Raw genomic sequence first — 23493 nt, forward strand, 5'->3', positions numbered from 1 at the left:
CTAAGCATGAAGCCTAATCGGCATCGAATCTTGAATTGAGCCGGGCCTTCCGTTGCTCACGTAGGTTCAGCCTACGCTCCGCTACTCAGTCCCTAGCTTCATCCAACCTTCTCGGTGCTGAAAATCTGAATTATTGAACCATTTTTAAAGTTTCAAGCACTTCAAAACTACTTCGTAAGCATTCGCCTTTGTGAACGGATTTCTAATCCATTTGAATTAAATGAATCAAAGAAAACCAGGAGCAACAGCAATCGAAAGAATATTTCACACGGCTGCCGTTATGTGGATTCAATCTTTGGTTCAACTTATTTAGCTTTTAAGCCCGATCACCACAAGAACGAGCCGAGCACGGTCTCCAGCAGCTTGGTTACGCTGATATTGGAGCGGGTTCTGACTGGTTCGGGGACTTCGGCTTTCAAGTAATTGTTGATGTGCTTGTTTTCGAGCACGAGGGTATAGTCGGGATCGATTTGCACCCAGGCTAAGGGTTCTTTGTAATCCAGCTTGAGCTGAACCTTGCTGCCTTCCCCGTTCCACTGTTTCCGGACGATGTGACCGTCCTTGAAGGTGAAGAGCAGCGGCACTTTGGGGGCGGATCCGCCTTTTCGGCTGATATCGATCGTGGATTCGTATACTTCGGTGCCCTTCCGGTTGACCTGATTCACCGTGATTCGATCGACCGAGAAGTCGGCCATTTTCCCATCATAGACATACTGCGAGAAGTAGGTTTTCCAAGAGCGACCCGTAACCTGCTCGACAACCTGTTGGAAGTCCGCGGTTGTGGGATGCTTGAACCGGTATTTGATGCTGTAGGTCGACATAATCCGTTTCATCGTCCGGGTTCCCACACGCCGTTCGATATCAAGCAGAATCAATTTGCCGCGGTAATATGCGTTTTTGGCATAGCTGTCCCCGGATCCGTATTTCCAGGCGTTTTGCGTAAGTGAAGCCGGGGTTGTGATCAAAGCCGACTGAATCGGCAGATTCGGGGTAATGCCGAATTCCTGCTCCATCAATTTATCTTCCGCGTATGAGGTAAAAGCTTCGTCAAGCCAAGCTTCTTCGAACTCATTGCTGGCGACCATGCCGTAGAAAAACTGGTGCCCGATTTCATGAATAACCGTCCTTTCCAGTTCGTCGTAACCGGGAGTATCGCTGCTTGCGCCAAAGGCGGTAATCAGGGTTGGATATTCCATTCCTCCGGCTCCGTTCCCCAGTGCGGGGGGCACGACGATGGAGAGAGTGGAGTAGGGATAACGCCCGTACCATTTGCTGAAGTTGGACAATGCTACTTTGGCGGCGTAGAAGTAACGTTCCTTCAGATCCTCGTGGGCGGGATCCAAGTACAGCTTGATGCGGACCCCCGGTACGTCTGCGGACGAGAAGGGCTCTTCCGCGTAAACGAAGTCGGGTGAGGTGGACCAGGCAAAATCATGAACGTCGTCGGCGTAATATTGCACGAACTTTCGTCCGTTTTGAATAACCGCGGCCTTGGTCGGAAATCCGGTTGCCGCCACCGTGTATTTTTCCGGGACGTTGATTCTTACGCTGTATATGCCAAAATCGGAATAAAACTCGGAATTCCCGTGGTATTGGTGCAGGTTCCAGCCTTCCGTCGTACGGTCGCGCGTCCCCACAGGTTCATAGACGCACAGTTTCGGAAACCATTGGCCGGCCATGACGAAATCGCCCGCAGTCCCCATTCTGGCAAAGACCTTCGGCAGCTTGACGGTGAATTTCAGGTTCAGTGTGATGCTCTCTCCGCCTTGAACCGAGACGGGAAGCCGCACCTTCACCAAGGTTTTATCCTTTGAATTTCCGTCGTCGGGCTGGACGTACTGAATCCGGTGGAGCAAGGAGATTCCGTCGGTCGTCCGCAACTCCGTGAGCTCCATGGAGCCCCAGCCGTCTTTAGGCATGACATCGCCGCGGAGCTTGCCTCCGGATTCCTTCATAAAGGTTGAATCGCCCGAGGCGAATGCGTTGGGATATAAATGCAAATACAACTCATTTACGCTTTTTTTACCGGGATGGGTCCAGGTCAGCGACTCCGTGCCGGTCAATGTGCCTTCCTGCTCGTTCAGCTTCACGTCGATGTGGTATTCCGTGACCCGGTTGCTTAGCACCTCCGCCTTAGGCTGCTGAATGCTTTCAATCGGCGGGGCGACCGGCGTTTTGCTCGCTTTTTGGACGGCCCCAGGCTTGCCCTTTTCCGGAGCAAACGAAGACAGGTTCTGTTTTTGATGCTGATGAAGCGCAAAAAAGGCCGTTCCCAGGATGAGGCATAGAGAAAGGATCGAAATGCCGAAGATATTAGTTCGTCGGGTCATACAATGGATACCTCCCGTTGACAAGCATCTAAAGCATGTATATGTTTGCATCTGGGAGATTATTAGCTAAAATTAAATTAATCTGAACCGGCTCCAATCCGGCAGTGGGGGCTCGTGGAGGAATGGAGGGAATTATGGACAATTCGCAGAAATCGGATAAAAAAATATTCGCTTTGAACATTATCAGCAATAACGAGAAAAGCAAACATAAAGGTTTCGGCGCGGGTTCGATCGATTTGAACAGCATGTCCCCCGTCATTATTGACGGAGATGACATTTATATCGATACCGGCGCCATGCATGCCAAAAGCAAAGCGGAGAAGGGAATCAAGTTCTCGACGAACCGCGAGGACGTTCCCGAAGGACGGCAGGTATGGATTGTCTGGGTCGCGGTGGACCGCGGACCGGAGGGGCAGTTTTACGGCGGGATGACCGCCTGCGAGATGTGGATCGACGCCGAAGCGCGCCGCGGCTGGAAGATTCTTGCCGATCACGTCAATAAAATGGATTACGCGCTGAAGCGCAGAGTTATATTGGACGGGTTAACCGGCGAGCAAAAAGCGGGACTGAAAAAGCTGCTGATGGGCACGAATGCGGACTGGTGGGAGCGTACGCCGGAGGAATTGAAGGCGGTTTTGTAGAGAAGAAAAGTTTATAGAAAAGAAAATCAATAGCGATCATTCGTGTGATGGAACTGCACGAATGATCGCTATTTTTAACGAGCCTGATTTATCCGCAACGCTTTACCGCAGATCACTTTTTAGATAAATCATAACTTTTGGGGGTAACCGTGTTGACGCCGAAAGGCTTCCAGTCGAACTGAAGCACGGATCCCGAACGGCCGGTGTATTTTAAACCGTCATCAAGCTTGAAATCATAGGTGTCAATCATTTGAATGCTTTCCTGATCGAGCAGACTTAGATAAAGCTCCGTCTTCTCCCCTGTGGTACGGTCGATCAGCAGCAAAGTGCCTTGGGAATACGGGCGAATCAGCATGATGTCCTTATCCAGGACTTCCAGGCTGTAAATATCTTTCGTACCGCCTAATTGATCCATATCGATCGCTTCGGCAAGCGTGCCATTCGGCGTGTACAATTTGGCTTGATGACCGTCGCTCAGCACGATTTTGCCGTCAAACGTCAAGACGTTATTGTTCAGAATCACATAAGATGCCGGACTCCCGAAAGACATGGTGGATTGCTGCACGATTTTACCGTTATGGATCAGAACTCGGCACCAGTCATTCTTAAAATGGGGCTCGCCATAAGAGTTGCCAATATCGAGAACATAGGTGGCTGCGTCAACTTGCTTGGCTTCCATGCCTAACACGTCAGGGTATTTAAAGATGACCTCCCCCGCGCGCGAGGGCAGCTGGCCGCTCGGGCCGGCGTAAATCACGCCGTGCTCCCGGTTCATCCAAAACAGCATATTGCCGGTACGCGAAGTTGTATATTTCATTGCATAGTCGGTGCTTATTTCAGTTGGTTTTTTCGACGTGACGGTGATTCCGAACAGTTTGGCGAAAAGAGAGGCCGGGACATACGTTACTCCTTTTTTAGCCAGGACGGGGGCACCTAAAGTAACGGTCCGGTTTCCTTTTCCTTCGGCTTTGGAGCTTCCGATTTTCAGTTTGGCCCACTGCTGGATTCCGGTCACTTCAACCGTATTTGTCTTACTGTCGAATCCGGCCTGTAAATCAAGAAACATCGCCGTTTCTTTCAACGGCAGATAAAGCTGACCCGATTGCTTAAAAGTCGGGCCGGCAAGTCCGTATTCGTTCTGCACCTTCGCCGGCGCGGCGGCGTCCGTCCGGCCCGGACGCATGCCGGGTACGTTCCCGACGGTTATCGTGATGGACAACACAAGCATAGCGGCAGCTATTTTGACAAACGACCCTGAACGTTTCATATTTCGGTTGCCTCCTAATATGGATGGAATAGATATCCTACAGTTAGACGACTAACAATTGGAAAAAGTTGTGACACCCAGGAAAAAGCCCCCCTGTCAAAGACAGCGGGGCTTATGAAGGCATCGGATTAGGGTTGTTTCGCTTTTCCCAAAAGCACCGTGAGTCCTAGCAGAGTCACGATTATGGTCGCTCCCATATCGGACAGGACGGCGATCCAAAGCGTCAAATATCCGGGAATCGTCAGCAGTAGAGCAATCAGCTTAAGCGTCAGGGAAATACCGATATTCCAGGAAATGACCCGGCTGGTCAGCCGTGCAACCCGGATGGCTCCGGGGAGCTGCCCAAGATGATCCTGCATCAAAACAATATCCGCGGTCTCGATGGCACTATCGGTCCCTTTGCCCATCGCGATGCCCAGGCGGGAAGCCGCCAGGGCTGGAGCATCATTGATGCCGTCGCCGACCATGGCGACGTTCCAGCGTCCGGATAGTTCTTTGATCCGTTCAACTTTCTGCTCCGGCAGCAGGCCGGCGAACCAATCGGTGACTCCGCTTTTTGCCGCAACGGGACGGGCGGCCCGTTCATGATCTCCCGTCAGCATAACGGTATGCTTGATCCCGGCCCGATGCAGCTGGGCGATCACGTCCGGGCTTTCCGGGCGCAACTCGTCGGCGAGGCCGAACAGGCCAAGCACGCTGTTGCTGTCTGCGGCGAGCACAACCGTCAGGCCTTCCGCTTTTAAGCGTTCGAGGTCACCCGCAATCTTTTCACGAGCAGTTGCGGTCAAATAGACCTTCTCCAGCATTTCCTCGCTGCCGACAAAGTAACGGATTCCGCCCAAATCGGCGCTGAGTCCCAAGCCGGGATACGTGGTTAACTGGTTTGGCTTCGGCAGTCCGTCCGTTTGGGAGGCATCATTGTCGGAAGCAGGGGAAACTATGCCGGGAATAGGACCCGCCGGTGCGGCGTTTTCAGCGACATGGCGCATGATCGCGGCGGCCAGCGGGTGCAGCGAGCCGCTCTCCAAAGCGGCTGCGGCCTTATGAAAGCGCAGCGGATCATAGACGATTTCTCGGACGACTGCAGGACGCCCTTTGGTTAGGGTGCCGGTTTTATCGAACGCGATCGCGTCGATTTTGCCGAGCTGTTCCAGATGCATGCCGCCTTTCACAAGCACGCCGCTGCGGGCGCTGCGGGTCATCCCGCTTACCAGCGCGATCGGCGAAGAGAGCACCAGGGCGCAAGGGCAACCGACGATCAAAATCGCCAAACCTTCATAGACCCACTTCATCCAAGGCTCTCCCATCAGGAGAGGGGGAATGAGCATAATCAGCGCGGCCAGAATCATGATGGCTGGCGTATATACTCGCGCAAACTTATCGATAAAAAGCTCGGTAGGCGTCTTCGTATCCTGGGCCTCGCGGACTAGGTGCATGATTTTGGCCAACGACGAATCCTCGTAAGGCTTCGCAATCGTGATCATTAGCAATCCTTCCGCATTGATGCTGCCGCCAAAGACGGGAGTTCCCGGGCTCTTCGGTACAGGAATGGACTCTCCCGTGATGGCCGCCTCATCAACGGCGCTGTGTCCTTCAAGGACCGTTCCGTCCGAAGGAATACGTTCTCCGGCGCGAACGGCGACGATATCCCCGCTTTGAAGCTTGGCGATCGGTACGGTAACCTCTTCGCCCCCGCGGATGAGCGTCGCCTGCTTCGGAGCGGCGTCCAGCAGCGCCTTGAGCGACTTTCTGGCCCGGCCCATGCCGTAGCCTTCGAGCAGCTCGTTAAATCCGAACAAAATCGCAACCAAAGTGGCTTCTTCCCATTGCCCGATCAGAACGGCGCCCGTAATGGCAACGGTCATCAGTGAATCCATGTTGAATTTCAGACGAAGCAGATTCCGGAAACCTTTAATGAACGTAGGGTAGCCGCTGATCACCAGAGAAATGAAATAGACCGGGATCAACACGAACAGCGGAATAGAGCCGTTCAGCGCCAAAGCGGCGGCGTAAAGCAGGATGGAAAGACCAAGCGGCCAGAATTCGGACCAATGCAGCCCCGTCTTGTCCTCGCTTGCTTCTTCTTTCGCGGGGCTCAGTTCGGGTACAGCCGAACTTTCATCCGTAGAATCGTTCGCCTCCCTGGCATGCTCCGGCCGGATCAATGCAGCCCCGTCCTTGCTCAGAATGCGCTCGACAAGAGCGAGATCCACTTGCGGATGGATCAGCAGACGGCTGCTGTTGTACATCAGAGAGGCGTCTTTGCCGTGTTCGAGCTTTTGAATTTCTTCCTGCATTTCGCGCGTGCAATTGGGACAGGAGAGGCCTTGAACTTGATATTCGACACGATCTTCCAAACCTAATCCGGCATTGTTCATACCAATGCCCACTCTCTTTGGTGCTCCCGGGTCATCTTGACCAGAGCCTGAATGTGATGGTCGCTTAAGGAATAGAGCACGTTTTTTCCCTCTTTACGCGACTTGGCGATATTCATCAGCTTGAGCTGACGCAGATGATGCGACGCGGTTGCGACGGAGCTGTCCAAAATGGCAGCAATGTCGCATACGCACAGCTCTTCGCCGTCCTGAAGGAGATAGACGATTTTAACCCGGTTCGGGTCGGACAAAGCTTTGAAAATCTGCGCCATGCCGACAATCTCGGTTTCATTCAGTTTTTTTCGCAGTTCATCCGTCTTAACGGGGTTCGTACAAAATTGTTCGCAGAAATCATCCTGCGGTAGCGGGTTTGTAGCCATACGGACCGTCTCCTGTCGTAAGGATTTAATTGAAAACTCATGCTCAACCCAGAAATCAGTGCTTGACGGGGCTGATCGAAGAGGAAGCGTCTTCCTATTTCGTCTAACGAACCCAGGAATCCTTATTCGTCCCAAAACAGCACCAAATGCGTGTTTTCGGACCCAATAAGGGCTGTGGGATCCGTTACATTTCTCAAGCGCATGATTTCGCTAAAATAACGGCATTTCGATTCGTTAGAAGACTGACGTTCGCTGCATCTTCTTGTCAAGCACCGATTTCGGTATGGAGCCAAGATTTATGCTATATAAATTGAGCCAAAGATTGAACGTAAATCATTCAAATATTCATTTGATTGTTTGAATGTAGTATATCGCCTTTTCGTATTTTATTCAAACGATCGTTTGAATGTTCGCAAAAAAAGAAGACGCCTCGCAGCGCCTCAATAAATACTCAACATCGATTTTCATATTATCCTGTCCAAACCTGCGCATTCGGATCAATGACAGACACATAGCGGTTATCCCGAAAATAAAATCTCCACGGCTTGGCGGCATACTCTTCCGAATAGTCGATGTTCACCCGCGGGGCTTGCATGATGACGCTATCGCGCGCTTCCGCAGCACCCGCTTCAATCCAAAGCGGCCCGCCCGCCAAGGTCAGCGGCTGTCCGTTCAGCGATTTGTCGATTCCGAGCGCCCGGCACAGCTTGCCGGGGCCGCCGGACAAATCGGCAGGACGCCGTGCTGCGGTGCTGCGGTGCCTGCGCATCAGCGCTTCATCGTCCGCAGTTAGCGGCTCCACGGCCCGTATCAGCACCGCCTGAGGGTCTCCGGCGCCGCCGGTCACCACATTAAGGCAGTGATACATGCCGTAAATCAAGTAAACATAGGCGGCGCCGCCCTCGGCGAACATTACTTCCGTCCGGGCGGTTCTGCGCCCGCCGTAGGCATGGCTGCCTTTGTCGGCGATCCCGCCGTAGCTCTCCGTCTCGACAATACGGCAGCGGATATCGCCGTCCTCCGTCTTGCGGACGAGCGTTTGCCCCAGCAAAAGGGGGCCCGCCTTCAGCGCCGAAACTCCAAACCAAGCCCGGGGTAACGCGGCTTGGTTTTCCATACCGTTTCCCGTTCCCGGGATCGGATGATTCAACATAAGGGCCAGTCTCCTTCGCCTTCATTTGGTTCGTGCGTTTCCCTTATGTTACAAAACAATCCCGGGTTTAGTCCATCCACCAGCGCTTCAGATCGGCCCACCAGGAGTGGCTCTCCGGTTTTTCCTTGACCGGGATCGGTTCGGCCGCGCCGTCGTTCTTTCCATGCTCCGAGCAGAATTCCTTGGGTTCTGTCCCCTGGATGAACACCTCAAGCTTCTTTTCCGGGCAATCGGCAGTGGCCAGCTTGCCGGTCTCGGGATCGATGTAGACGCTGACCACACCGTCGGGGATCGGAAAAATCTTCGGCGGTACCTTTGACAACGCCTGCTCGGTATACTTGGCGAAGATCGGCGCGGCTTTGCGCGATTCCACTGTGCCGAGCGTCTTTCCCTTGTCATACCCGACCCAAACGGCGGTGGACAACTCCGGCGTAAAGCCAACCAGCCACGCATCCGTGCTGGTCGTGCCCGTTTTGCCGGCGACCGGGCGCTTGATCTCGCCCGAAACGCGGTTTCCGGTACCGCCGCTTTCAAAAACGCTCTCCATTAGATGTGTCAGCACATAAGCCGCTGCCGGCTCCACGATTTGCTCCGGCTTCGGTGTATCGGCCTGGTAGAGAACATGTCCTTCGTCATCGGTAATCTTCAGCACCGCGATCGGATTGACGCTGCGTCCCTGGTTGCTGATGACCGCAAAAGCCGTTGCCATCTCGAACGGGCTCACCGGCGAGGTGCCGAGCGCCAGGGACGGGACTGCCTGAAGCGGGCTGGTGATGCCCATTTTCCGCCCCATGTCGATCACCTGTTCGGGGCCGACCGTCATCATCGTGTTGACGGCGTAGATATTGTCCGAAGCGGCGATGGCCTGACCCATATCGATATCACCCAAATACTTGTCCCCGAAATTCTTGGGGCTGTATGTCTTCCGGTTGTCATCGTAATGGAACAGAGTCGGTTGGCTGCTGAATTTGCTTGCGCTGGTCATTTTCTCCGAAGCCAGCGCCGTTAAATACATGATCGGCTTGAAGCTGGATCCCGGCTGCCGGGTTGTGGCAAACACGTGGTTATACTGGCTTTGCAAGTAGTTGGCGCCGCCCACCAGCGCTTTAATGTACCCGTTCCGGGGGTCGATGGAGATCAGGGCGGTTTCCAGCCCCGAGGTTCCGCCGAGCTCGGAAGCGACAGCTTGTTCCGCCGCCTGCTGGGCATCGGGGTCAAGCGTGGTAAAGATATTCAGCCCGCCGTGATCCAGCAGACTTTCGTCGAAGCCTAAATTATTGACGACGATGCTGCGCACATAATCACGGAAATAAGGTGCTTTATCGACGGTCGTCCGCTGTTTGGGCGATTGAAAAGAGAGCATTTCACCATACGCCCGGTCTGCCTGGGCTTGGCTGATGTCTCCCGTGGCGACGAGCGCTCCCAAAACGGTCCGCTGACGGTCCTTGGCGTTTTTCATATAGTTGAAGGGAGAATAATAGGTCGGGCCTTTCGGCACGCCGGCCAGCATTGCGCTTTCCGCCAGATCGAGGTCCTTGGCGTGTTTTCCGAAGTACATTTGCGATGCGGCTTCAATGCCGTAAGCTCCGTGCCCATAGTAAATTTCATTTAAATACATGCGGAGAATGTCCGATTTGCTGTATTTCATTTCGAGCTGCGCCGTGTATATCGCTTCTTTGATTTTTCGGGACCAGGTGCGTTCATGAGTCAGGTAAAGGTTTCGGGCAAGCTGCTGAGTCAGGGTGCTTGCGCCCTGCACGGTTCCCATCTCTTTGATGTTGACGAGCATGGCCCTTGCCATGCCTTTGAGGTCGAAGCCGAAATGCTCATAGAACTGCCGATCTTCCGTAGCCAAAGTCGCTTTGACCAGCCAGGGAGAAATGGAGTCCAATGGGACGTTCTCCCGGTTTCGTTCTTCACCCGAGAATACCGCGATCGTATCTCCTTTCAGATCGATCAGCCGTGAGTTTCGGTCGGAATCGGCCACGGGGAGATCCGCCCGGTATAAATAGAAGAGCAGAATGCCGGCTGCGCATATCCCTAGGACTAAGGCGGATGCCGCAAGCTTAAACAACCGCGTGAGCCTGTGCCGTTTGCTTTTGCTGCCGTTTCTATCACTGCGAACGAGTCTTTGCAATAGAGAGGACCTCCTTTCTTTCCGGACAAGGATGTTACCCGGGTCATCATACTTTTCAGTATGGGAAAGTTTAGAAGGGAACATTCACGATAAATTGCTCAAATTGCTTGAAGAGACGCATGAAGAACGGTTCTTTTCATATAATCCCGTTTGTTTGGTACAATAATATAGCGCTAAACACAAATCTGGCGGAAAGAAGGGCTGAAGGGTGGAGTTGTGGTTTACGGAGAAGCAGACGCCCGTCTTTGGCATTACGGCTAAGATCCGGGAGACCTTGGTAACGGAGAAAACGGAATTTCAGGATCTTGCGATGATCGATACGGAACAATTCGGCCGGATGCTAGTGCTGGATGGTATGGTGATGACGACTGTCAAGGACGAATTCGTGTATCATGAAATGATGACTCATCCTGCGCTGAATACGCACCCGAGCCCCAGGCATGTGCTGGTTGTCGGAGGAGGCGACGGCGGGGTGATCCGCGAAGTGATCAAGCACCCCGAGGTCGAGAAAGCCATACTTGTCGAAATCGACGGCAAGGTAATCGAATATTCGAAGAAGTTTTTGCCGGAAATCGCCGGAGAGCTGGGTAACCCTCGGGTTGAGGTTCAGGTGAACGACGGCTACATGCATATTATTGAAAGTAAAAACAAATACGACGTCATCATGGTGGATTCCACCGAACCGGTAGGGCCGGCTGCGCCGCTGTTTGAGCGCGGTTTTTATCAGGGCATATACGAAGCTCTCAAGGACGACGGCATATTTGTCGCGCAAACGGACAATCCCTGGTTCAAGGCCGATCTCATTCGCAAAGTGAACAAGGACGTCAAGGAAATTTTCCCGATCGTGCGCGTGTACGGAGCGAATATTCCGACGTATCCAAGCGGCTTGTGGACGTTTACGATGGGCAGCAAAATGTATGATCCTCTGCAGGTCGACGAGACGGAGCTGCCGGAAATGCAGACAAAGTATTATACTCCCCGTTTGCATAAGGCGGCCTTCGCGCTGCCCAAATTCGTGGAGGATCTCGTGAAGTAAGACAAGGGCGGTGATTCGGATGAAAACCAGACCAACCATCAACCCGACGTCGGGATTGATTCTGATTATAGGCGTGCTTTTGATAGCATGGACCCTCAACGGCTTCGACTTATCTTCCTCGGACAAGGACAAGGGTGACCCCGGTTCGGGCACCAAGACGGATAGTCAAAATCAGGCGGCAGGCGTGCAAGAAGAGACGCAGGGGGCTTTATCAGGAAACGAGCCGGGCCCCGATTCGGCGGGGGATTTAGCCAATTCGCCTTATTTGCTGGATCGTTTGCCTTTCCGAGAGACCGAGGTCAAATCGGTTTCCGCCGAATGGAACGGCACAAAAAAGGAAATTCCCGCGAATCGGTTGTTCGTGTTGTTTCAAAGCCTTGGAGGAACTGATACGAGCACGGCGTTGGCAGCGTCCGAGCCGGAGGCCGTCAAACCGGCCGCAGTGCTGCATTTTACACTTCAAGACTCCGGTTTCGATCTGCCGTACGGTATGGAGGACAACACATTTCGGTGGAACAACCAGGCGTATTATGCGGATGAACAGGTCATGCTGCTGATGCAAGGGTTGTTCAAAGAGAATGCCGAACTGGCCGTTTTGGACGGATTCCTGGAGCAATCGCGGGTCGAGCAGGTTCAAATGGGAAGCCAGGATACCAAGGCGGTTGACGATAAAAAGACTCTCGTGGACGGCCTGGATTTCGCCGGGTGGGAGAAGCGGCTTGAGCAATCCAAGCCGGATGATCTTGTCTGGAGCAAGCCTTATTATGATAATGACGGGGGAACGGTTAAACAGGTCCGCAAGTTTAAAGACGGCGTGCTGGAGCTGAACCAAATGATCGTATTCACCGATCCGTCTCATCAAACGAAGGATGGAATCAAGGCAGGTGTTCCGGCAAGCGAAGCCGACGCAAAACTGGGGCCGGAAGCATTCAAGCTAAGCACCAGATGGAGCTATAAAGTTGGAGATTACTATCGGTTTCATTTATATATTGCGGACGAAATCGTCAAATACGTTGCTTTAAGCCAGCCGCTATAAAATATAACTTAACCTTCTGTAACGCCGCTTAATCCGCATGGGATGGCGGCGTTTTTGAGTGCATGCCGGGCCGTGCATATTGAATTACGGGGGCGAACTGGATATAGTAGTACAGTAAGAAACCATGTAAGATAGAATGGAGATAGACGGCATGCCGGAGATGAACCAGGTGATGATCGTGCTGACGAGCCGACAAGGCGGGGAAGAAACGGTCCAATCCATAAAATGCGAAGCCGCGGTCAAGGGCGATACCGTGTATATCCGGTACGAGGAGCCTGAGAAAGGACCAACCGGCGGGATCACCCGAGCGATGGTCAAAATATCCGGCAGCGAGCTTAAAATTATGCGCCACGGGGATGTGGAATCGGAGCAGACCTTTCGGGCCGGACGACGATTGCCGGGATTTTACCGCTCCACCTATACGAAGTTCAATCTGTCCACGGACACCGGACGACTGGAATCGCGGCTTGACGGAGCGCTCGGCCGGGTGGACTGGGAATATGACTTATATATTTACGATGAACTATCGGGACATTTCGACATCAGTTTACATATACGGGAGGAAGTTTGAACAATGACACACAATCCACTGGAGCAAATGAATCTGCAATTAAAAGAGGCGGTTCTTGAATCGATCGTCGCGGCGGGTCTCGCGGAGCGCGCGGAAATTCCGGCCATCGTTCTGGAAGTGCCAAAGGATAAGGCGCATGGCGATTTTGCGACCAACGCGGCCATGCAGCTGACACGGATCGCGAAGAAAAACCCTCGCCAAGTCGCCGAGGAGATTCTCAGCCATTTGGATTACGCCAAGGCCGGGATTGAAAAAGCCGAAATTGCCGGACCGGGCTTCATCAACTTTACGCTCGGCAAAGGATACTTGTATCCCGTCCTTTTGCAGGTTCACCGCCAAGGCAAGGACTACGGCCGGGTGAACAGCGGTCAAGGGCAAAAGGTTCAGGTCGAATTCGTCAGCGCCAATCCGACGGGCAGCTTGCATTTGGGACACGCCCGCGGCGCAGCGGTAGGGGATGCCCTGTGCAATGTGCTCGATTTTGCCGGATATGACGTGACCCGCGAATATTACATCAACGATGCCGGAAATCAAGTCGTCAACTTGAGCAAATCCATCGAAGCGAGGTACTTGCAGGAGCTGGGACAAGACGCGGAGATGCCGGAAGACGGCTACCACGGCGAGGACATCAAAGGTTTCGCCAAAGAGCTTGTCGCCGAACGGGGTGACGCGCTTTTGAAGCAATCGCCGGACGAGCGGGCCGCTTTCTTGCGCAAATACGGTCTTGAGAAAGAGCTTGCGAAAATTCAGCGCGATCTTGGGCGTTTCCGGGTCGGTTTTGACGTATGGTTCAGCGAGACCTCTCTGTATGAGGACGGTCAAGTCGAGGCGTCGCTTGCGGAGCTGCGCTCCAAAGGACAAACCTATGAGCAGGACGGAGCCACTTGGCTGCGGACGACGGAATACGGGGACGACAAAGACCGCGTGCTTGTCAAAAATGACGGGACCTATACTTATTTGACGCCGGATATCGCTTACCACCGGAATAAATACGACCGCGGCTTCGACCGCATGATCAACATTTGGGGCGCCGACCACCACGGCTACATTCCGCGGGTGAAGGCCGCCATGCAGGCGATCGGCAAAGATCCCGAGAAGCTGACGGTGCTGATCGCGCAAATGGTCAGCCTGTTCCAGGACGGGGAAAAGGTGAAGATGTCCAAACGGACCGGCAAGGCCGTGACGATGGTCGATCTGATGGATGAAGTCGGCGTCGACGCCATCCGCTATTTCTTTACGATGCGCAGCATGGACTCGCATCTGGATTTCGATATGGATTTGGCCATTTCGACTTCAAATGAAAACCCGGTTTATTATGTGCAATATGCGCATGCCCGGATTTGCAGCATTTTCCGCCAGGCGGAAGAGCAAGGCATCGCCGTTCCATCGCCGGAAAACGTCGATTTAACAAAGCTGACGGCGGAACACGAATTCGACATCCTGCTCAAACTCGGTGAGCTGCCTGAGGAGATCGGAACGGCTGCGGACAACTTTGCGCCGCATCGTCTGGTCCGGTACGTGTATGAGCTGTCTTCCTTGTTTCACAGCTATTATCGCGCGGAACGCGTTATTACGGAGGATGCCGAACAAACGGCGGCCCGGCTTGTGCTGCTTGGCGCAGTCCGCACGGCTTTGACCAACGTTCTGGCACTCATCGGCGTTTCTGCACCGGAGAAGATGTAACGCCGGAGCCTTTCAGCCATAAAAGTTGAAATCGCCTTTTTCCGTCAAACCCGGCGGAAAAAGGCGTTTATTTTTAATGTCCCCCAAATGGTGCGTTATCTCTAAATCCCCACTTCTTCGTTACGTCGTCCGGCGGGCCGGCTTTGTCCGCATCAGTCGCGCGGCGTTCACTTCACCCGCGCTGGCTTTGGTTCTCGTAGCCGTAGTTCCGGCGAGCGGACGAGCGGTCCGGCGCAGCCGCCGTTTGATCTCGCCCGGCTTCAGGTCGGGGTATTCGGCAAGCAGCAGAGCGATGGTCCCGCTGACATGGGAAGTAGCCATAGAGGTGCCGTTCATTTCGCGATATCCCCCACCGATCCAGGAGGAGGTTATTTTTTCGCCGGGCGCATAAATATCGATCAAGGAGCCGTGATTGCTGAACGAAGCGATGCGGCCGTCTTTCCCGGTGGCTCCGACAGAGATCGTCTGAGGATAACGGGCCGGATAATCGACGCTCCGGCTCTTTTTGTCATTGCCGGAGGAAGCGACGACGACAGTCCCCGCAGCGTGGGCTTTGCGGATGATATTTTCCAGGGACGGACTGTTCGTTTTCATCCCGAAACTCATGTTGACGATGTTCATCTGATTGCGGACGCACCAGTCGATGCCAAGAATGATATCCGAGACATAGGCGGAGCCGTTGTGGTCAAAGGCTTTCACGGGATATATCAGGGAGCGCGGCGCCACGCCCATCATGCCCTGTGAGCCGCCCGCAGCGGCGATGGTGCCGGCGATGTGGGTACCGTGGCCGTTGTCGTCATACGGCAGACTGACCCGGTTGAGCAAATTGATTCCCCGAGCCAGAGAATGGCGCAGATCGGGGTGGTTGTAATCCACGCCTGTGTCGATAACGCCGATGCGAACCCGGTATCCTGTGGATACGGACCAGGCTTCCGGCGCCCCGATTCGCCTGACACCCCAAGGGATTCCGGAATTTTGCCCTTTCCCGGCGGGGTCGAGCGCGTGAACGCTGATTTTTGTATCCTCCTCCAGGCGGAGGCCGTAATGGGAGCAGGCTGCTTCTCCACGAAAACCAAGGGGACAGATCAGAACCTGAAGCAGGGAAGAAGTGCGTACCCGCCGTAATGCCGAGTACCGGCTTTTCAGCTTAAGGAGCTGCCGGACACATTCGGTGTATTGGGCCGGGTGCGGAAAGCGGATGATGTACCGTCCGCCTTTTCCGGAGGTATCCAAGTGATTGTTCAAAAACTTCAGGAATCCGGAGTAGTCCATTATGAGTAGCCCCTCCTGACGAAACGTGTTGCAGTATATTATGACAACGCCCTAACCCTGGAATGGGGAAGCGGCCCTGTTTTGCGGAAATGGGCATCCGAGCTTAGGCAATCATCCGGAGGAATATCGAAGATAGGCACTTCCCTCACGTGTCAAAGCGGAAATCTGGACATAGGATGAAGGGAAGGCTTTAAAACGCCTTCACCATCCTAATGGAGACCCGAGGTCCCATTGGGGGAGGGTACAGTCAAGAGGCGGTGAACCCGGGGTTCCCGTCTCTTTCCCATGGACGAATCCGGGCACCGCTTCGATGTATTTTTAAAACTTGCAATTTGGTTCCAAATAGGTTTTACTTAGGTGTGATATGGATATGTTAGTGAAGATAATCAATCATAGATTGGTTCTGTCTTTGCTTGATAGTTGAACATTGCGTGAGAGGAAGTGTCCGTAACGTGAGTACCCCGCTCAATTTGAAAATCGACCCGGAGAAGGTTCACGAAATACCGATGGTCGACTTAGCTTTTATGATTTTGAAAGCGGCCAATACACCGTATTACTACCGTGATCTGATGAACGAGGTAGCCAAAGTCCGCGGCATGTCCGAGGAAGAAATTAACGAAGCGATCGCACAATTGTATACGGAAATCAATATCGACGGCCGTTTTGCCTGCGTTGGTACCAACCTGTGGGGCCTGAAACGCTGGTATCCGGTTGAACGTTCCGAAGATCCGCTTGGCAACGCCAAACGTCCGCGGATTATCAACGACGACGATGACGATTTGGAAGAAGACGACTTCACGGAAGAGGAAGACAACTACGCTTCCGACGACGATGAGGACTTCGATTCCATGGATGAGGATTCTGAAGACGAGTTGTTCCCGGAAGACGACGACGATGACGTCGATGAAGTGGAAGATGAATCTCTTCTGGAAGACGAAGAACTGGATGAAGAGGACGAAGAGTTGTCCGAAGAGGAAGAGTCGGAAGAGGAAGAAGAGTTTGAAGAAGAGGACGACGATCTCTAAGCCGATTTTCATTCGCCCGGAAGCATTGCTTCCGGGCTTTCAATTATCCTGGAATTACCCCTGATCTTGACTTGACAGAGGCTAGGGTAACGGGTAAACTATTGCATGGGCTTATGATTCAAACCTATAAAATATGAATTTTAAAAAGTGCCCCGACCTATTCGGGTGTCACTTTTTTGTTTTTTTAGGCCATTTTGGCTATGATTTACCGGTCAATGGGTTACGCTAAAGATCTAAGTCGCCTGAATTTCTGGAATCTGGGTTTTCTGAAGATGTACTACTTTAGGGGGTTTTTGGACTGTGGCAAAATATATTTTCGTGACAGGCGGTGTCGTTTCCTCACTCGGCAAGGGGATTACGGCCGCATCGCTCGGCAGGCTGCTTAAGAACAGAGGATTAAAGGTAACGATCCAGAAATTCGATCCTTACATCAACGTCGATCCGGGGACGATGAGCCCTTATCAGCACGGGGAAGTTTTCGTAACGGACGATGGAGCTGAGACGGATCTTGATTTAGGGCACTACGAACGTTTTATCGATATTAACTTGTCTAAAAACAGCAACGTAACCACCGGAAAAATCTATTCATCTGTGATTGGAAAAGAACGCCGCGGGGAATATCTGGGCGGTACGGTTCAGGTCATTCCGCACATTACGAACGAAATCAAAGAGCGTGTGTTCCGGGCCGGCCGCGAGGCGGGTTCGGACGTGGTCATTACGGAAATCGGAGGCACGGTTGGAGATATCGAAAGCCTGCCGTTCCTTGAAGCGATTCGCCAAATCAAAAGCGATATAGGCCGCGAGAACGTAATGTACATCCATGTTACGCTTATTCCATATATCAAAGCTGCCGGCGAAGTAAAAACCAAACCGACGCAGCATAGCGTCAAAGAGCTTCGAAGCATCGGGATTCAGCCGAACGTGATCGTCTGCCGTACGGAGCATGAACTGTCGGACGACATGAAAGCCAAGATCGCTTTGTTCTGCGATATTGACGCCAGCGCGGTCGTAGAGTGCCGGGATGCCGACACTTTGTACGAAGTACCGCTTAACCTGCGTGAAGAAGGACTCGATGAAATCGTGGTGAACCACCTTAAACTGACGACGCCGGCTCCTGATTTGCGGGAGTGGGAAGGCCTGGTTTCACGGATCAAAAAGCTGGAGAAAACGGTTGAGATCGCCATTGTCGGCAAATATGTGGCGCTGCACGATGCTTATCTGAGCGTAGTGGAAGCCTTGTCCCATGCCGGCTTTGACGCAAACGCCGAAGTGAAGATCCGTTGGGTGAACGCGGAGGATGTTACGCACGACAACGTGGATGAACTCCTGAAAGGCGTCGGCGGCATTCTCGTGCCGGGCGGCTTCGGAGACCGGGGGATCGAGGGCAAAATCACGACGATCCGTTATGCGAGAGAGAACAAGGTACCGTTCTTCGGTATTTGCCTCGGCATGCAGGTAGCGGTGATCGAATATGCCCGTTCTCTGGCGGGACTGCAGGGCGCGAACAGCTCGGAAATCAATCCTTCGACCGAATATCCGGTGATCGACCTCCTGCCGGAGCAGAAGGATATCGAGGATTTGGGCGGCACGATGCGTCTTGGTTTGTACCCGTGCAAATTGATCCCGGGATCGCTCGCCATGCAGTGCTATGACGATGAGCTGGTGTACGAAAGACACCGTCATCGCTATGAGTTCAATAATGTTTATCGCGAAACGATTGAAGCGGTGGGTATGCGCATATCCGGCACCTCGCCGGATGGCCGCCTCGTGGAAATCATCGAGCTTCCGGATCATCCTTGGTTCCTGGCGGTGCAATTCCATCCGGAATTCACGTCCCGTCCTAACCGTCCGCAGCCGCTGTTCCGCGAATTCGTAAAAGCATCGATTACGCACTTGTCTTAATTTGTTAATCGAATGATAACGCCTAAAAGGCAGCCGTGTGAAATGTTCCTCCGATCGCTGTTGTTCCCGGATTTCTTTGATTTAATGAATTCAGATATTGTAGAAATCCGCTCACGAAGGCGACCGCTACCGTTTCTTCCGGAACATTTCACACTCTTGCCGTATGGCTCCTATTATTTCTTTTTCTTCCATGCAAACATGTCTCAAACGACGGTTTCCGGCGGCTTTCCGAACCCTGACGAAATTTCGAGTCTCTTTTTTCCAGTTTAGAAGGGATTTCCTAATTGGGGGCGAATTATTAGATTTAACCGGAATTCAAGGGTGGACGCGTAGGAGGTTTGTTCAGTGGAAGAAAAGAAAGTGTTAATTGTCGACGATCAGAACGGAATCCGCATTTTATTGATGGAAGTGTTCAGCAGCGAGGGGTATAAGACGTTCCAAGCGGCGAACGGCAAGATGGCATTGGAAATCGTCCGCAGCGATTCGCCGGATTTGGTGCTTTTGGACATGAAGATTCCGGGAATGGACGGACTTGAAATCCTCAAGCACATTAAGGACGCCAACCCTGCGATCAAGGTCATTATGATGACGGCCTACGGTGAACTGGATATGATTAAAGAAGCCACCGAGCTTGGTGCTTTGATGCATTTCACCAAGCCGTTTGACATTGACGAAATGCGCATGGCGGTCAATATGCAGTTGAAAGGCGCAGTCCGTTAATTCTTACGATGAGGGGCCCTGAAGGGGTTCTCCAGCCTGTTCGAGATTTCTCGGGCGGGCTTTTATTTTTGCGCAGTGAGAATGCCCGCTTTTCCCAAAATCAAACACATCCCGTTCACAATCCGGAGGGAAAGCATGAATAGTATTTTTGCCCGGTTGTGGTATAATAAACAAGTGTGAATGTCGGCAATTAATACAGATAAACCCTATCAGCTTAGGAGGATTGAAAACATGCCATTAGTATCTATGACAGACATGTTGAGTAAAGCACTTGAAGGTAAATATGCAGTGGGTCAATACAACATCAACAACCTGGAATGGACTCAAGCCATTCTTTCCGCTGCGGAAGAAGAAAAATCCCCGGTCATTCTCGGCGTATCCGAGGGCGCAGCTCGTCACATGAGCGGTTTCTACACTATCGTTAAAATGGTGGAAGGTCTCATGCATGACTTGAAAATCACCGTTCCTGTTGCGATCCACCTTGACCATGGCTCCAGCTTCGAGAAATGTAAAGAAGCGATCGACGCAGGTTTTACTTCCGTTATGATCGACGGTTCCCATCATCCGATCGATGAGAATGTAGCTATGTCCAAAAAAGTTGTAGAATACGCTCACTCCAAAGGCGTTTCCGTTGAAGCCGAAGTCGGCACCGTTGGCGGACAAGAAGACGACACGGTTGGCGGCATCATCTACGCGAAACTGGAAGATTGCGTTCGCATCGTCAAAGAAGCCGGCGTAGACGCTTTGGCTCCTGCTCTTGGTTCCGTACATGGCCCTTACCATGGCGAACCGAATCTTGGTTTCAAAGAAATGGAAGAAATCCGCGATGCCGTTAAGCTTCCGCTCGTTCTTCATGGCGGGACAGGCATTCCTACCCATGACATCAAGAAATCCATTTCCTTGGGTACTTCCAAAATCAACGTCAACACCGAAAATCAAATCGAGTTCTCGAAAGTTGTCCGTGAAGTGCTTGCCGCTAAACCGGAAGCTTATGATCCTCGTACTTTTATCGCACCAGGCCGTGAAGCGATCAAACAAACCGTTATCGGCAAAATCCGCGAATTCGGCTCCAACAACAAAGCCTAATTGTCTGGATTTATCGGCTGTATAGCTGAATAGCGTGATTTGGAAAGCACACCGCTAGCCGGTGTCTTTCCATTTTCACCGCTATATTTGGCGGCAAATCTCTTTTTCGACGCAAAATAAGTAGGGGGACCCTTAAGCTTATGGAGAAATTAATGATCAGCGGCGGACGCCCGCTGCGCGGCAGCGTGTCAATCAGCGGCGCCAAAAACAGCGCGATTGCGTTGATTCCGGCGGCGATCCTGGCAGAATCCGAAGTGGTGCTCGACAATTTGCCGCTTTTGAGTGATGTTGCGGTCTACTCGGAAATTTTGGAGGAACTGGGTGCTCGAGTTTTGCGGGAAGGCAGCTGGATGAGCATCGATCCTTCCAATATTAAATCTATTCCGATGCCAAACGGCCCGGTGAAGAAACTTCGGGCTTCCTATTATATGATGGGTGCATTATTGGGACGTTTCAAAGAGGCGACGATCGGTCTTCCGGGTGGATGCAATTTTGAACCTCGGCCTATCGATCAACATATTAAGGGTTTTGAAGCGCTAGGCGCTACTGTTACCAATGAACATGGTTCTATTCATTTGCATGCCAAAGAGCTCCGCGGCGCGAAGATTTATCTCGATGTCAGCAGCGTGGGGGCAACGATCAACATTATGCTGGCGGCAACACGCGCCAAAGGGCTAACGATTATCGAAAATGCGGCCAAAGAGCCTGAAATTATAGATGTTGCTACACTATTAAATTCGATGGGCGCAGTGATTAAAGGCGCGGGCACGGAAACGATCCGGATCGAAGGCGTCAATGAACTGAAAGGCTGCCGCCACTCGATTATCCCTGACCGCATTCAGGCGGGAACTTACATGATCGCGGCGGCTGCAACGCGGGGCGACGTAATTATCGATGGAGTGATCCCTAAGCATTTGGAAGCTCTTACGGCCAAACTTATTGAAATGGGCGTCGGCGTAGAAGAGCTCGATGAGAGCATCCGCGTCGTCGGCCGGACGAATTACGGACATGTCGATGTCAAAGCATTAGTCTACCCCGGTTTCCCGACGGATATTCAATCTCCGATGACCAGCTTGCTGTCGCAAGCCGAAGGCGTAAGCGTACTGAGCGACTTCGTATACAGCAACCGATTCAAGCATGTTCCGGAACTGGTACGCATGGGCGCCAAGATTCGCGTTGAGGGACGCTCCGCGATTATTGAAGGCAGCAAGCTGAACGCCGCCAAAGTAAAAGCGGCCGATTTGCGGGCAGGCGCCGCGCTGGTGGTTGCCGGTCTGACAGTGGATAGCGGGATTACGGAAGTGTCGGGGGTTGAGCTGATTGACCGTGGTTACGACAATCTTGTTCCCAACCTTCGCGCGCTCGGCGCAGATGTGTGGCGGCAAGCGGAATAATCCGCTGTCGCTCGCATAAGCGGCCCAAAAAAGGGTAATACTATATCAGTAAGTCTATTAATCATGTTTCACTTCATAGACCCATACTCATATTTTATGGCTTTATAGCAAACGGAAGATAAAAATTGAATAGGTGGTTATTTTATGGATCTTCAAATCGCCGATTTGGAAGGGATGAAGCTGACCGAGCTGTATAAGCTTGCGAAGCAATATCAAATTCCTTACTACGGCCAGTTAAAAAAGAAAGAATTGATTTTTGCCATTTTAAGAGCTCAGGCCGAACAAAGCGGACTTATGTTTATGGAAGGCGTACTGGAAATTTTACCTGAGGGGTACGGCTTCCTGAGGCCGATCAACTATTTGCCAAGCGCAGAGGATATTTATATCTCGGCTTCGCAAATTCGCAAATTCGACCTTAGAACCGGGGATCTGGTTTCCGGGAAGTGCCGGACGCCGAAAGAGAACGAAAGATATTTCGGTCTTCTTCAGGTCAACGCCGTCAACGGAGAGAATCCGGCCGTGGCCGCGGAACGTCTCCACTTTCCGGCACTTACTCCACTATATCCGCAGACAAAGCTCGTGCTTGAAACATCCCCCAATCATTTATCCACCCGCATTATGGATGTACTTGCCCCAGTCGGACTCGGACAACGCGGTTTGATCGTAGCGCCCCCCAAGGCGGGGAAAACGCTGCTGCTCAAAGAAATCGCCAACAGCATTTCCACCAACAATCCCGAAATCGAATTATTCGTACTATTGATCGACGAACGACCCGAAGAAGTGACGGATATGCAGCGTTCGGTCAAGGGCGAAGTGATCGCGTCCACCTTTGATGAACTTCCGGAGAACCATATCAAGGTTGCGGAATTGGTGCTGCAGCGCGCTTTGCGTTTAGTGGAACACAAGAAGGATGTTGTGATTTTGCTGGACAGCATTACCCGTTTGGCCCGGGCTTATAACCTGGTCGTTCCGCCATCCGGCCGGACGCTCAGCGGGGGGATTGATCCTGCGGCGTTCCATCGTCCGAAACGGTTTTTCGGCTCGGCCCGGAACGTGGAGGAGGGCGGCAGCCTGACGATTTTGGCAACCGCTTTGGTGGATACGGGATCGCGTATGGATGATATTATTTATGAAGAATTTAAAGGTACCGGGAATATGGAGCTGCATCTTGACCGTAAACTGGCCGAGCGCCGCATCTTCCCGGCCATCGATATTCGCCGCTCGGGGACGAGACGCGAAGAAGTGCTGCTTACGAAAGAAGAATTGGATACCATCTGGACCATTCGCAAAAATATGAACGATTCCTACGATTTCGTCGAAGGTTTCCTGAAGAAACTGCGGGACAGCAAGACTAATGCCGAGTTTCTGGCTTCTTTTGACGCGGCCGGAAATTCGACTGCCGGCAACGGGAGCGGCGGTACCCGCCGTACGACCCGGACTGTGACAACTTCTTCGGGCTCAGGATCAGGCTCTTAATCGCAGGCT

18 protein-coding genes are annotated in these 23493 nt (G+C 52.5%); 11 read left to right on the plus strand and 7 right to left on the minus strand.

Translation table 11 applies throughout. From position 1 onward, the window contains the following. Nucleotides 1-326: 326 nt before the first annotated feature. Nucleotides 327-2330, minus strand: a complete 2004-nt coding sequence (locus ACI48K_RS23800) for a M1 family metallopeptidase (protein ID WP_475030130.1) — start codon at nt 2328-2330, stop codon at nt 327-329. Nucleotides 2331-2464: 134 nt separating this feature from the next. Between ACI48K_RS23800 and ACI48K_RS23805 the strand changes: the two genes are divergently transcribed. After that, nucleotides 2465-2971 (plus strand): YwhD family protein, encoded by a 507-nt coding sequence (locus tag ACI48K_RS23805; protein ID WP_475030131.1) that lies wholly within the window; start codon nt 2465-2467, stop codon nt 2969-2971. Nucleotides 2972-3083: 112 nt separating this feature from the next. Here the strand turns inward: ACI48K_RS23805 and ACI48K_RS23810 are convergent, their stop codons facing one another. The 5 genes from ACI48K_RS23810 to ACI48K_RS23830 all read right to left on the minus strand — a co-directional run bounded on the left by ACI48K_RS23810 (nt 3084) and on the right by ACI48K_RS23830 (nt 10283). Beyond that, a complete protein-coding gene (locus tag ACI48K_RS23810) occupies nt 3084-4238 on the minus strand; it encodes a copper amine oxidase N-terminal domain-containing protein (protein ID WP_475030132.1) in 1155 nt (384 codons plus the stop codon). Nucleotides 4239-4366: 128 nt separating this feature from the next. After that, the gene (locus ACI48K_RS23815; RefSeq protein ID WP_475030155.1) at nt 4367-6616 is read right to left on the minus strand and encodes a heavy metal translocating P-type ATPase; all 2250 of its coding nucleotides are present in this window, start codon (nt 6614-6616) and stop codon (nt 4367-4369) included. Continuing rightward, complete coding sequence (locus tag ACI48K_RS23820; protein ID WP_475030133.1) at nt 6613-6993, minus strand: ArsR/SmtB family transcription factor; 381 nt, start codon at nt 6991-6993, stop codon at nt 6613-6615. The genes ACI48K_RS23815 and ACI48K_RS23820 overlap by 4 nt, the downstream gene beginning before the upstream one ends. A gap of 469 nt (nt 6994-7462) precedes the next feature. Continuing rightward, nucleotides 7463-8146 carry a DNA-3-methyladenine glycosylase gene (locus ACI48K_RS23825; RefSeq protein ID WP_475030134.1) on the minus strand — a complete coding sequence of 228 codons (684 nt, stop codon included), beginning with the start codon at nt 8144-8146 and terminating at the stop codon, nt 7463-7465. Nucleotides 8147-8213: 67 nt separating this feature from the next. After that, nucleotides 8214-10283 carry a transglycosylase domain-containing protein gene (locus ACI48K_RS23830; protein ID WP_475030135.1) on the minus strand — a complete coding sequence of 690 codons (2070 nt, stop codon included), beginning with the start codon at nt 10281-10283 and terminating at the stop codon, nt 8214-8216. Nucleotides 10284-10491: 208 nt separating this feature from the next. Between ACI48K_RS23830 and speE the strand changes: the two genes are divergently transcribed. The 4 genes from speE (at nt 10492) to argS (ending at nt 14609) form a co-directional block, all read left to right on the plus strand. Further along, a complete protein-coding gene (gene speE / locus ACI48K_RS23835) occupies nt 10492-11319 on the plus strand; it encodes a polyamine aminopropyltransferase (protein ID WP_475030136.1) in 828 nt (275 codons plus the stop codon). A gap of 19 nt (nt 11320-11338) precedes the next feature. Further along, on the plus strand, nt 11339-12355 hold the full coding sequence (locus tag ACI48K_RS23840; protein ID WP_475030137.1) for a hypothetical protein: 1017 nt from the start codon (nt 11339-11341) through the stop codon (nt 12353-12355). 151 nt (nt 12356-12506) lie between these two features. Beyond that, nucleotides 12507-12926, plus strand: coding sequence for a YwiB family protein (locus tag ACI48K_RS23845; protein WP_475030138.1), 420 nt, complete (start codon nt 12507-12509; stop codon nt 12924-12926). A gap of 3 nt (nt 12927-12929) precedes the next feature. Beyond that, nucleotides 12930-14609, plus strand: coding sequence for an arginine--tRNA ligase (gene argS / locus ACI48K_RS23850; RefSeq protein WP_475030139.1), 1680 nt, complete (start codon nt 12930-12932; stop codon nt 14607-14609). A 120-nt stretch (nt 14610-14729) separates the two neighbouring features. On the opposite strand, the gene ACI48K_RS23855 is transcribed toward argS, so the two are convergent. After that, nucleotides 14730-15881: a S8 family peptidase gene (locus ACI48K_RS23855; RefSeq protein ID WP_475030140.1), complete on the minus strand. Its 1152-nt coding sequence runs from the start codon at nt 15879-15881 to the stop codon at nt 14730-14732. 452 nt (nt 15882-16333) lie between these two features. Between ACI48K_RS23855 and rpoE the strand changes: the two genes are divergently transcribed. The 6 genes from rpoE to rho all read left to right on the plus strand — a co-directional run bounded on the left by rpoE (nt 16334) and on the right by rho (nt 23484). Next, nucleotides 16334-16906, plus strand: a complete 573-nt coding sequence (gene rpoE, locus ACI48K_RS23860; protein ID WP_475030141.1) for a DNA-directed RNA polymerase subunit delta — start codon at nt 16334-16336, stop codon at nt 16904-16906. Between the two features lie 300 nt (nt 16907-17206). After that, nucleotides 17207-18808 (plus strand): CTP synthase, encoded by a 1602-nt coding sequence (locus tag ACI48K_RS23865; RefSeq protein WP_475030142.1) that lies wholly within the window; start codon nt 17207-17209, stop codon nt 18806-18808. A 345-nt stretch (nt 18809-19153) separates the two neighbouring features. Next, nucleotides 19154-19528 carry a response regulator gene (locus ACI48K_RS23870; protein ID WP_475030143.1) on the plus strand — a complete coding sequence of 125 codons (375 nt, stop codon included), beginning with the start codon at nt 19154-19156 and terminating at the stop codon, nt 19526-19528. A gap of 231 nt (nt 19529-19759) precedes the next feature. Next, on the plus strand, nt 19760-20614 hold the full coding sequence (gene fba / locus ACI48K_RS23875) for a class II fructose-1,6-bisphosphate aldolase (protein ID WP_475030144.1): 855 nt from the start codon (nt 19760-19762) through the stop codon (nt 20612-20614). A gap of 140 nt (nt 20615-20754) precedes the next feature. Continuing rightward, nucleotides 20755-22008 carry a UDP-N-acetylglucosamine 1-carboxyvinyltransferase gene (locus ACI48K_RS23880; RefSeq protein WP_475030145.1) on the plus strand — a complete coding sequence of 418 codons (1254 nt, stop codon included), beginning with the start codon at nt 20755-20757 and terminating at the stop codon, nt 22006-22008. A 144-nt stretch (nt 22009-22152) separates the two neighbouring features. Next, on the plus strand, nt 22153-23484 hold the full coding sequence (gene rho / locus ACI48K_RS23885) for a transcription termination factor Rho (RefSeq protein WP_475030146.1): 1332 nt from the start codon (nt 22153-22155) through the stop codon (nt 23482-23484). Nucleotides 23485-23493: the final 9 nt, after the last annotated feature.

Source organism: Paenibacillus terrisolis (assembly GCF_056171975.1).